We start from the raw sequence: 12,057 nt of genomic DNA, 5'->3' as shown, positions 1-12,057 counted from the left end.
ACGCCCTGCTGGGCAAGCCGGTGACCTTTACGCTGCCGACCGACGGCCTGATGAACGCGCTGAGCCCGCGCTACCTCAACGGCAAAATCACCCGGGTGGCGGTGCGCAGCCAGGAGCTGAGCGGCACCCGCTACGCGGTCTATGAGCTGACGGTTGAGCCGGACCTGTGGCCGATGAAGCGCGACCGCAACCTGCGCATCTTCCAGAGCCAGACGGTGCCGCAGATAGTGCAGACGCTGCTGAAGGAGTACGGGGTCAATGTGGAGACGCGCCTGGCGGGCAGCTACCGGGTGTGGGAATACTGCGTGCAGTATCAGGAGAGCAGCCTGGACTTCATCAGCCGCCTGATGGAGCTGGAGGGGATTTACTACTTCTTCCGCCACGAGGCGGACAGGCATACGCTGGTGCTGTGCGACGCGCCGGACCAGCATCAGGCGTTTCCGGGCTATGAGACCATCGCCTATCACGTCACCCCGTCGGGCGGCGTGGTGACGGAAGAGGGCATCAGCCAGTGGTCGCTGGCGGAGAGCGTGACGCCGGGCATCTACAGCACCGACGACTACGACTTCCGCAAGCCGAACGCGTGGATGCTGCAGGCGCGGCAGAACCCGGCGTCGCCGGTGCCGGGGTCGGTGGACGTCTACGACTGGCCGGGCCATTTTGTCGACCACAGCCACGGCGAGTCCTACGCGCGCATCCGTCAGGAGGTGTGGCAGGCCGAGCACCACAGCGTCAGCGGGTCGGGCACCGCCACCGGCATCGCACCGGGCTTCACCTTCGCCATCATCAACGCGCCGCACTTCAGCGACAACGGCGAGTATCTGGTGACCTCGGCCACCTATGACTTCGCCGAGAACAGTTACGCCAGCGGCGACACCGGCGACAGCCGTCACAACATCAGCTTCACGGTGCTGCCGTCGTCGGTGACGTACCGCACGCCGCCGGAGACGCCGTGGCCGAAAACGCACGGTCCGCAGACGGCGAAGGTGGTGGGGCCGAAAGGCGAGTCGATCTGGACCGACCGCTACGGCCGGGTGAAGGTGAAGTTTCACTGGGACCGGCTGGCAAAGGGTGACGACACCAGCTCCTGCTGGGTGCGCGTCTCCAGCGCGTGGGCCGGTCAGGGGTTCGGCGGCGTGCAGATCCCGCGTGTTAACGACGAAGTGGTGGTGGATTTTATTAATGGCGATCCGGACCGTCCGCTGATTATCGGCCGGGTTTACAACGAGGCGAGCATGCCGCCGTGGGCGCTGCCGGCGGCGGCGACGCAGATGGGTTTTCTGAGCCGGTCAAAGGATGGCACGGCAGATACGGCGAACGCGCTGAGGTTTGAGGACAAGGCGGGTGAGGAACACCTGTGGATTCAGGCACAGAAGAACATGGATACCCATGTTAAAAATGATTCCAGTCATTCAGTCGCCAACAATCACAGTCATTATGCGGGCGGCAATGAGTTCTACCGTGTCGAAACCAATCGCGTCCACGGTGTAAAAGGGGGCGAAGAGCGGCTGACCGGTAAGGGCAAACTCGATGCGGTGGTCGATACCTATGTAGTGGGTTCGGGGACTAAACTCCGCCTGGAATGTGGCGAGAGTGCAATCGAACTGAATGCGAATGGCCAGATTAACATTGTGGGTATGGGCTTCAATATTTTCGTGCAGGGCGATGGTCATATCACCACCTCTGGCGGCAAATTGAACCTGAACACAGATGGCGCAAAACCGGGCACTAGCGCACCGGGCTCCAGTCATAAACAGAACATCAGTCAGGCGGTGGAGAACCTGTTCCCGCCGAAGCAGAAAGGCCAGGCCGCGCCCGCTGCGCCAAAAGCTGCGGCGGCACCGGCGAAAGGGGTGGCAACACTAAAAAATGGTGACAATTTTTCAACCATTTCTCCAATAATATTAAGACATGAAGGGGGCTATGCAAATCGCGCATCTGATAAAGGCGGTCCAACAAACCATGGGATTGCCTGGAATACATGGAAAAAATATTCAAAAGAGGATCTGGGTGTTGAGCCGACGCTAGAAAATCTTAAAAAAATCACTCCAGAACAGGCTGAGATTATTTACAAGAAAAGATATTGGGACCCAAGTGGTTTTAATGACATAAAAGATCCTAAGTTAGCTTTGATGTCCTATGACTGGAGCATTACATCTGGTGGGGCAGGAAAACAGATTCAAAAACTCTTAAATAGTCAATATGGAAAAAGTTTAAATGTTGATGGTGTCATTGGACCTGATACAATTTCAGCTATGAATAGTGTCGAAGATTCAGGTAAACTAACCGATAGCATTGATGAAATCAGAAAGCAATATTATACTAACCTCACTATATCTGATCCTAAAAACTTACCCAATCTTACCGGCTGGATTAATAGGGTTAATGATTGTCTGGATTTTAAAGGTTAATTAAATGAACAAAGTTGGATTTAGCTTAGCGGTGCTGTTGTCAATCTCTTCATCATCCTTGTTTGCTTCAGACGATTTCACCGGTCAATGGAGTGGGCAAGAAAAAAATGATAACGGATCATTATACTCAACGTTAACATTAAAGTTAAAGCAGAAAAATAATAACATAATGGGTAGCTATTGCTATGTTACCAGAAGCGGTAACAAAATAGATTGTCCTGATAATGAACAAAAAAATCTCAAAGGTGTTGCAAACGGAAATAATGCTTTGATTGATTTTAATTCTGCTTTTGGTGGTGTAAAAGGTAAAGCAAGTTTAGAAATTAAAGATAATAAAGTTATATGGAAGTTAATTAAAGATCCTGAGAATGGTGAGTTCTATGCGCCTAAAAATTACACGCTCGATAAAGAAGTAAATCAGGAAAATTTAAAATCAGATATGAAAGTTTTTTCGACATCTGATTTCACCATTACTTTAGTGAATGGTTGTGGAGGGTTTTATACTGTATGTGATAAAGTTAAATACTTTGGCCTGAGAAATAAAGATGGAAAGCAAATTATTCTTGAAGGTAAAACCACGCAGCCTGTTAATTTAAATAAAGCCGACGGAATGGTTTTTAAAAATAACGATGTAGATTATATTGTGCGCTTTAATCCGCTTGCGTTAAAGGTAATGCAGGGGAATAAAACACTTGTAGAGCAAACTGGTAAGTGGGAATGATAATTTTTATTTTTCAAATACGAGGATTTTCCTGCGGATTGAATAATATGTATAAACTTAATTAATAATATGATATTTCTCGGGGAGGTGGTTTTTTATCTCCTCCCTGCACGTAGAATTTAAATTTGAATTTATATTCAGTAAGTTAAATTGCAATTTATTAGTGAGAAACCGAAAGTTTTTTCTTGTTTTTTTTGCTAATCTCGATAAAATTTAACAAATGTAGTTTTTTTGATGGTCTTATATTTGTGTCTGCCCTCATTTTTTTATCTTGCATTGCAAGGGCCGAACCCAGAACGAACTTATACTTTCCAACTCTTAATGATAGCGACTTTTCCGTTCTGCTAAATAGCTATGCTTTCAATCCCGGTGAGACCTGAAGCAACTAAAATTTCGTACGTGCAGGCAAGGCCCTGAGTTCAGCTATGGCCTGAGTCGACCTTTTCAGCGCAGGTTTGAATTATGACAAGTAAATATATTGTTCAAGCACTACGGTTAAAAACGGTGTTTAATATAACTGGTGGAATCATTATTCCACCGTTTTGACAAAGCGCTATACCAATGAAGCTGCTGAATTTTTGAAGTTTTCAGGTGAATAAAGTGAGTTTATTTATTAAGTTGTTTTTTTGGGTTTTTTTTATTGGTAGCTTAACAGGTTTTGCAACAGCCTCTGATACGAAATCGACTTACTCTCAGTATGATGTTCTGGGTAATGTTTCGACTATTTTTAATGACCAGGAAGTCGTTTCAAGTTTAAAATCTGTTTTAGGCAGCGAGTACAATGACTTTAGCCAGAACTTTGATGTTTTTGGTAAGCCTCATATAACAGCGAACGGTGGTATATTCGTTGAGGGCTGGTTAAAAGATCTTTACCTTGAGCAGGCTTCAGCATTTGTTATACAGCCTGACGGTAAAGTCTACGCTGCATGGATACTGCCTGTAGATAATAAAATAAATTATATAAGTAATGACCGTGCAACTAACAAAATGCAGGAAGATATTGCGATCTGGGCGAAGCGTTTCGATAAAAAACAGTCAGCTATTTCGGCTATAAATAAAAAAGAAGTTCAAAAAAACGGCGAGAAAGTTTTCGAGACGCAGAAGTTCAGGATTAGGATAGCGTCGCTTTGCACTACTGATTCGGAGTGTAATGACGTCAGTTATGAAGGTGTAAGAAAATCAGATGGCGCGGTTGTCAGGTTAAGAGGAAAGGCTATGAAAAGTGATTGTGGTCAGGCTTCCTGCACGGTGCTAAGTTATAAATTCCGTAATCATGATGCAACTTATATTATCAACAATGTAATTAGTAATCTTACAGTTGTTGTTAATGAAAAAATCGTACTATCTGAAGGCGGAAAGTGGATAAATATTTCCGAGTAATAAAGTTTCTGTGTGATGGTGCGCCATGTGTGCGCACTGTCACACATGATGTTTGCACATTATTTTAAATGGAATTTTATAAAATGGGATGTCTCATTAATAAACGTAATTTTCAATTATGCGCGCTGCTTTCAGTTGTTTTTTATTTTTATTCTTGTTGTGTAATGGCTGATGATTCCAGTAATGAACTAAAAAGCTCTGACTTTCAGGTAATAATAAATCATCACGGTTTAACTTTAGGTGACGATTGGAACAGTGAAATTCAGAAACAGGTGGGCGCGCAGATAAGCGAAAACTTCGTTGGCGACGTGCCCGCCGGTGACAACAGCTATAAGTACTATCAGCATAAATATGATGGTTTTGAAATCTACACTTCCAACTTGTTTTGGCAAAAAAAACAGCGTGATATCAATAGCTATCTCATTGCACAGATCACCATCAATACGCCTGCAATCAAAACAGCCAGAGGCGTAGAAATCGGTGACAGTCAGGATGTGCTGGTCAGTAAATATGGTCAGGGCACAGTGGATGACAGTGATAATCAGCACTGGTTATATTATGACGCTGATCACAAACGCATGTCATTTCAGTTAGAGCATAAAAAAGTCAGTCATATTATGATGACGATTAATACGGATGATTGAAAGGAGTTCTACGTGATATGTCGCGCGGAATTGAATTATGTTATATCTCTGATGTGATCGTTATTTTTAAAAATGACAGGGTAGTTATGGTTAAAATTTTACCTTTAATAGTATTTTCATTGCCTCTGACCGTGTTTGCCAATAACGCATGCCAGATGTTGAGTGATGCTGCCAACGCAAATGGCGTGCGTTTCGACAATACAGATAATGTCTACAAGGTTGGCGGGTCAGGACGGCTGCAGTTTTATTCTGCGCCTGATAGCCGCTGTGTAGAGAAAGATGTTTTTGTGGTGCCTGGCAATGAATTATATGCTTACGTCGAGTATGGGAACTATTACAGCGTAATGTATGTGGCCAATGACGGAAACCAGGTCAACGGCTGGGTCGAAAAATTCCGATTAGTTGAAACACATACTGGTATCGCACCCGACTATGAGGAAAATAAATAATTAATCCCTCTGCTGTTAATAACATCCCATTTTTACTTCCCCCATATGGATATCTATTATGAATTACCAATTCAATGAGGGCGCCTTTGCGCTTTTTCCTGCTGCCTGGCAGGACACCACCATGAATATTCTCCGCGACGAAGCCAGTGGGCTGGCATGGGTTGTAAGCCGTGGTGTTATTTCTGAGGGCAGTGATGCGGAAAAAGAATTCCAGCGTCAGTGGGACACGTTGCGGAGTCAGATGGGTCACATCCAGCAGAGTGAGTTTGTACGCGTGACGGCGGGTGTAGATAACACCCTACACGCAATTGAAGTTGAAACTATGTTTGACCGTAACGGGCAGGCCGTGTGGCAGAAACAGCTGGCTACGCAGGTGCCGGACTCGAACACCTTAATGATTTTTACGCTCTCCGCGATGCGTCCATTCAATGAAGAAGACGGACAGCGCTGGAGTGCTTTTAAACAAAGCCTGACTCTGAACACGCCACGGAAAGCATAACTTATGGATAATCCTGCGGCCCGCGTGGGCGATGAGATCATTCACTCCAGCATTTTTGCTGATATCACCAGCATTGTGGCAGAAGGTGCGGCGTATGCCGTCATTGGTGCCGCAGTGGGTGCTGCTATCGTCTCGGCAGCGCCCCTGCTGGGTACGGGGGCGGCAGCGGCGAGTGTAGCCGCCGTGGGTAACAGTTGCCTGCTCAGCGGTATTCTTGGCGGTATACTGGCCAATGCCGTGGGTCTGTCACATGAGATCAGTAAAGCGGCCGATGGGCTGGGAAACATGATATTCCCGCCGTCACCCGCCGGTGTGATATCCAGCGGTTCAGACAACGTTTACGTAAATGGTCTTTTAGCCGTACGTGCGGCCGGGATGCTCACGCTCGGCGAGACACCGCCACCGGAACCTCAATCACCGAAGAGCTTTGCCGACTACGGCAGCATGCTGCTCTCTGCGGTGGGTCAGTTTGGCAGTGCAATGTGGCAACCCACGGTCGCCTCCGCCGATGCGGGTACCTCTCCGCTGGAGCAGGACAAAGTAGCCTGTGAAAAACACAGTGCACCGCAATATCTGGCGCAGGGATCGAAAAGTGTCTTTATCAATGGCCAGCCAGCGGTGCGCGCAAAGGATAAAACCACCTGTGATGCCACCGTGAGTGACGATGTGTCCCCCAATGTCATTATTGGTGGTGAAACCGTCACGGTCAGAGAGATCAAAAGTGGCAAGGTGCCAGGCCTGGCCGTGATGATGATCGGCCTTTCCCTCATCCGTGGTCGCCCCAGTCAGATCCTCAAAAACATGCCCTGCGCGCTGGCCGGTGCCGTGGGCGGTATGGCGGCGGACATGGCCATCAACGCGGCTTTCTCGTCGCTGTTCCCGGTTCATGCGGCGACCGGCGTCAAAGTCCTGAATGATGATGCCGAGCGCGATTTTTCCCTTCCCGGACGTTTCCCGCTCAGTTTTCAGCGCAGCTATAACAGCCTGACTCAGCGCGCTGGCCTGTTTGGTCAGGGCTGGGCCACGGTGTTTGACAGTTACCTGACGCTGGAAGGGAATCGGGCAACCTGGTTTGATGACAACGGGCGCGAGCTGAGCTTTGACGTTCCTGGTGAAAAAGAGGTGCTCTACAGCATCAGCGAAGGGTTGATGGTGCGGCGCAACGAATCTGGCGATATCGCCATTGCCGATGACGACGGTGCAGTCTGGCGTCTTTACCGGCGCACGGCTGCTGATCCGCAGGTGCTGCGTCTGGCTTCACTGAGTGATGAGTACGGCAACGCCCTGGAGATGGGCTGGGATGAACAGGCTCGTCTGGTGCGTATCCATGACGCGCCGCTGGCGATTGACGTCACGCTGCACTACGACGACAAACAGCACGCGCGGCGCCCGACATCAGCCAGCCATTTTGATGGCGATCAGCACTGGCCTCTGACGCGCTGGACATACACTGAACAGGGCCAGCTTGCCAGCGTTACTGATGCGGCTGGCGTTGTGTCGCGGCGTTTCCGGTACAACGACGACGGGTTAATGGTCTGGCATCAGCTGCCCGGCGGGCTGGAAAGTGAATATCGCTGGCAGAAGCTGGATCACTGGCGCGTTGTCGAAAACCGCACCAATACCGGTGATGGCTGCCACATGCATTACGATCTTGAGGCGGGCATCACGCGGGTTTCAACCTATGACGGTCAGCAGCGTGAACATCACTGGAATGCTGCGGGCCTCATCACCTGTTTTATCGACGAGCGGGGCGAGAAGTGGCGCTACGAGTGGGATGAAAACGAACTCCTGACTCGCCGCACCGATCCGCTGGGCAACGCGGTGAGCTTCACCTATGACGATCTGGGCAACCGCATTGAAGAGAAAGATGCTGACGGCGGTGTGCAGGCGGTGCAATGGCTGTCCCACCGTTCGCTGCCGACAGTGGTTGCCGGAGCAGATGGTTCTACCACGAAATACTATTACGATCCCCATCATGGCCTTGAGCGCGTCGTTGATGCGCTCGGGCAAAGCACGCTCTATAAACGAGATGAATTCGGACTGGTTGTCGAAGAGATCGACGCAGCGGGTAACAGCTACCGCCGGGAGTTCAACGATGCTGGCCAGGTTATCCGTGAAACCGACTGCTCAGGGCTGACCACGCGCTACCGTTATCATCCGCTGGGCTGGCTCAGTTGTGTCATCGCGCCGGATGGTGAAGAAACCCGTTATCACTATGACGCCGCAGGCCGTCCTCTTCAGCTGGAACGCGCAGAAGGATGGGAAGAGCGGTTGCACTGGAGTGAGAACGGACTGCCGCTGGCCTATGAGTCGGCTGATGGCAAACGCAGTGAGTTCCGTTACGACAACGTCGGGCGACTGATTGCCAGCCGCAATGCAGAGGGAGAGACGGTTCAGCGACGCTGGGACAGCCGCGGCCGGTTGACGGCGCTGCAAAACGAGAACGGAGAACAGTACCAGTTCGAGTGGGGCGCAGATTCTCTGTTGCTGGCTCAGGTCGGGCTGGATGGCGTTGCGACGCGATATGACTATGACGCGGCAGGCCGCACGGTATCACGTACCTTTGCCGCCGGGCATCCTCAGTCCATCACCCATCGCTACCACTGGAGCCGGGCAGGGCAACTGCGGGCGCGGACCACGCCGGAAGGCCAGACGCGTTATCACTACAGCGGTGGCGGCCAGCTGGGTAAAGTGTCGCAGCATCTGCCGCTTTCAGACACCGAGTGGAGCCAGCAGGCCGAGCAGGAGATCACCTTTAAATATGATGCGCTGGGCCGCATTATTGCTGAACAGGGAGAGCAGGGCGAACTGGCGTGGGAGTATGACGCGCTGGGTAACTGCACAGCCTTAACCCTGCCGGATGGTCGCAATCTCAAGCAGCTTTACTACGGTAGCGGTCATTTACTGAGCATCGCGTTAGACAACCTGCCGGTTACCGAGTTTACCCGCGACACACTACACCGGGAACTGAGCCGGACACAGGGCGGCCTGACCATGCGCAGTGAGTATGATCGGTTAGGCAGGCTGCGCCGCCGTGACGTGTTTAAGGGTGACTCACAGCGTCCTGCACCGCGCGTCTGGTCCCGTCGCCGCGACTTCGACTACGGCAACAACCTGATCCGTGAAGAGCGTGACGATAATCCGTTCAGCCAGACATTATGGAACTACGATAATGCCGGCCGGCTGTTGTCACAGGACGGCGCACAGCCGGGTAATGAGCAGTGGCGCTGGGATGGCGCAGGCAACCCGCTGGATCGCCATAGTGCCGCGCATGTGATGCATAACCGTGTCACAGAACTGAACGGTATTCGCTGGCAATATGACGTTCATGGTCGTACCACGGAGAAAGATGACGGGCATACCCGCTGGCGATATCGCTACGATGGTTAGCATCGCCTGACGGACGTCATCAGTGAGCCGCGGGACCGCAATAAGCCGCGCACAAAGGTGAGTTTCCGCTACGATCCGCTAGGACGCCGCATCAGTAAAACCAGCCAGCAAATGTTGCAGGGCAGGCAGTCTGGCAACGCCGTCACGACGCGCTTTGTCTGGGAAGGTTACCGCCTGCTGCAGGAAATCCACGACGGCATTCCGCTGACCTACGTTTACAGCGACAGCCAGAGCTATGAGCCGCTGGCCCGTATTGATGGTGTTGAAAGCCCGGAGATTTACTGGTTCCATAATGCGGCCAACGGGATGCCGGAACTGCTGACTGACGCTGAAGGGCAAAAAGCCTGGGAAGGGATCAACAGCCCGTGGGGCAAGCTGCTGCGCGAGTCCAGCGAAAGAGTTCCGGTGGTGAAGCAGAATCTGCGTATGCAGGGCCAATACCTGGATCGGGAAACCGGACTGCACTACAATCTGTTTCGTTATTATGACCCGGACAGTGGACGGTTTACCCAGCAGGATCCGATAGGGCTGGCGGGCGGGATCAACCTTTACCAGTATGCGCCGAATGCGCTGGGGTGGGTGGATCCGTGGGGGTTGAGTTGTAAAAAAATTCAAGGAAAATATAAAGAGATTGAGAAAAGGCCCCTTGCAGAATCACTCGCTGCTACATTTACAAATAGTGATTACAAAACTGTTATTACAACAGAAGATATTGTCTTATACCGTGTTTATGGAGGACGGGCTGATGTGGGAGGTTCATTCGTCTCAACATCAAGTGCAGGTAGTCGTATTCAAGCAAAAATTGATGCTGCGTTGCTACCTGAATGGAAAAATACAAGACAATACGAAGCTACAATATTGGTACCTAAGGGTACAATAATGCAGATTGGTGAAGTTGCACCTCAAGTAACAAAATCTGGTGCAATCCTTAATGGTAAAGCTGATCAAATAATCCTTCCTCGAGAATGGGATCAGAGTTGGATTTTAAATATTAAGAAAATTAACATGCCATAGGTTTTAATATGAAAAAGAGTGAAGTTATAAAAATTTTGAATGATACTTTATTATTAATAAAATATGAAGCTAACAATTATGGAAAAAATAAGCTTGATGATATTATTAGAAAGTATGAATTGACAATCAAAAAGATAGAGAATGAAAGTCTTGACCACAATGACATCCACAACTCAGTAAAAGCTTATTTGGAAATTTATAATGATTACGATAACCCATTGCTTTTTAAAATGTCAGATGCTGAGAAAGCAGTGTCTACATATCTTAAATTATAGTATTTATAAAGGGTTAAAAGTGGTAGATATCAGATTTAAAGAACATTAATTATAATACTGGTGGATGTCTCTTAAAAGGCGCACTGCCGGGAAATGAGCAGTGGTGCTGGGATGGCGCAGGCAACCCGCTGGATCGCCATAGTGCCGCGCACGTGATGCATAACCGTGTCACAGAACTGAACGGTATCCGCTGGCAATATGACATTCATGGCCGTACCACTGAGAAGGATGATGGTCAGACCCGCTGGCGATATCGCTACGATGGTGAGCATCGCCTGACGGACGTCATCAGCGAGCCACGGGACCGTAATAAGCCGCGCACTAAGGTGAGTTTTCGATACGATCCGCTAGGACGCCGCATCAGTAAAACCAGCCAGCCGCTGTTACAGGGAAGACCGTCTGGCAACGCCGTCACGACGCGCTTTGTGTGGGAAGGTTATCGTCTGCTGCAGGAAATCCACGACGGTACACCGCTGACCTACGTTTACAGCGACAGCCAGAGCTATGAACCGCTGGCCCGTATTGATGGTGTGGAAAGCCCGGAGATTTACTGGTTCCATAACGCGGCCAACGGGATGCCGGAACTGCTGACTGACGCTGAAGGGCAAAAAGCCTGGGAAGGCATCAACAGCCCGTGGGGCAAGCTGCTGCGCGAGTCCAGCCAGCGGATGCCGGTCGTTCAGCAGAATCTGCGTATGCAGGGCCAATACCTGGATCGGGAATCCGGACTGCACTACAATCTGTTTCGTTATTATGACCCGGATAGCGGCCGGTTCACCCAGCAGGACCCGATAGGGCTGGCGGGCGGGATCAACCTTTACCAGTATGCGCCGAATGCGCTGGGATGGGTGGATCCGTGGGGGTTGATGAAGTGTAACAACCCTGCGAAAGAAGCAACGCAGTGGCAGGGACCAGGGAATAAATCTTATCCAGGTGTCGATGTTTATGAGAATACGGTAATAAAAAAAGGTACGATACTTTATGCCCTTCATCCTAATGGAGATCAGTTACCTGCATATACTGTAAGCCATCCTACAGTCAGACAACATAAAGGTGATCCACTTGGCTATCATGAAGCTTTGCAAGTTGAGTTGAACCCAGCATATCCAATGCGTTCAAAGGTGAGAGCTTATTACGTTACAGAAGATATATTTGTAGCCAGAGGGCGTGCTGAAGCTAATCCTAAACATGGAGAAGGGGGAGGGCTGCAGTTCTATATTCCGGAAGAAGCTCGGCTTAAACTGAAACCTGGAAAAGTAATTGACATATGAAAA

The 12,057-nt window shown here is 49.9% G+C and carries 7 protein-coding genes and 2 pseudogenes; all 9 read left to right on the top strand.

Translation table 11 applies throughout. From position 1 onward, the window contains the following. The coding region (tssI, locus tag P2R09_RS14235) for a type VI secretion system tip protein TssI/VgrG (protein WP_275770641.1) at positions 1-2,411 on the top strand (2,411 nt) is incomplete at its 5' end. A gap of 4 nt (positions 2,412-2,415) precedes the next feature. Next, on the top strand, positions 2,416-3,132 hold the full coding sequence (locus tag P2R09_RS14230) for a hypothetical protein (protein WP_275770640.1): 717 nt from the start codon (positions 2,416-2,418) through the stop codon (positions 3,130-3,132). A gap of 600 nt (positions 3,133-3,732) precedes the next feature. Then, positions 3,733-4,512 (top strand): hypothetical protein, encoded by a 780-nt coding sequence (locus tag P2R09_RS14225; RefSeq protein ID WP_275770638.1) that lies wholly within the window; start codon positions 3,733-3,735, stop codon positions 4,510-4,512. A 164-nt stretch (positions 4,513-4,676) separates the two neighbouring features. Then, positions 4,677-5,156 carry a hypothetical protein gene (locus tag P2R09_RS14220; RefSeq protein WP_275770636.1) on the top strand — a complete coding sequence of 160 codons (480 nt, stop codon included), beginning with the start codon at positions 4,677-4,679 and terminating at the stop codon, positions 5,154-5,156. 17 nt (positions 5,157-5,173) lie between these two features. Further along, positions 5,174-5,605: a hypothetical protein gene (locus P2R09_RS14215; RefSeq protein WP_275770634.1), complete on the top strand. Its 432-nt coding sequence runs from the start codon at positions 5,174-5,176 to the stop codon at positions 5,603-5,605. A 58-nt stretch (positions 5,606-5,663) separates the two neighbouring features. Continuing rightward, a complete protein-coding gene (locus P2R09_RS14210) occupies positions 5,664-6,104 on the top strand; it encodes a DcrB-related protein (RefSeq protein ID WP_039660441.1) in 441 nt (146 codons plus the stop codon). Between the two features lie 3 nt (positions 6,105-6,107). Then, positions 6,108-10,508, top strand: a pseudogene (locus P2R09_RS14205) (RHS repeat-associated core domain-containing protein). An 8-nt stretch (positions 10,509-10,516) separates the two neighbouring features. Then, positions 10,517-10,783 carry a hypothetical protein gene (locus P2R09_RS14200; RefSeq protein ID WP_275770631.1) on the top strand — a complete coding sequence of 89 codons (267 nt, stop codon included), beginning with the start codon at positions 10,517-10,519 and terminating at the stop codon, positions 10,781-10,783. Positions 10,784-10,830: 47 nt separating this feature from the next. Then, a pseudogene (locus P2R09_RS14195) lies at positions 10,831-12,054 on the top strand (RHS repeat-associated core domain-containing protein); the annotation flags it as partial. Between the last annotated feature and the right edge of the window lie 3 nt (positions 12,055-12,057).

Origin of the sequence: Pantoea sp. Cr_R13, from assembly GCF_029222565.1 — a bacterium.
Taxonomy (GTDB): domain Bacteria; phylum Pseudomonadota; class Gammaproteobacteria; order Enterobacterales; family Enterobacteriaceae; genus Pantoea; species Pantoea eucalypti.
This window is presented reverse-complemented; position numbering and strand designations above follow the sequence as displayed.

Bases quoted from the DNA above. Each gene is read 5' to 3' on its own strand.
- P2R09_RS14220 (WP_275770636.1), top strand. From the start codon at position 4,677: ATGGCTGATGATTCCAGTAATGAACTAAAAAGCTCTGACTTTCAGGTA.
- P2R09_RS14215 (WP_275770634.1), top strand. From the start codon at position 5,174: ATGTCGCGCGGAATTGAATTATGTTATATCTCTGATGTGATCGTTATT.
- P2R09_RS14210 (WP_039660441.1), top strand. From the start codon at position 5,664: ATGAATTACCAATTCAATGAGGGCGCCTTTGCGCTTTTTCCTGCTGCC.
- P2R09_RS14230 (WP_275770640.1), top strand. From the start codon at position 2,416: ATGAACAAAGTTGGATTTAGCTTAGCGGTGCTGTTGTCAATCTCTTCA.
- P2R09_RS14200 (WP_275770631.1), top strand. From the start codon at position 10,517: ATGAAAAAGAGTGAAGTTATAAAAATTTTGAATGATACTTTATTATTA.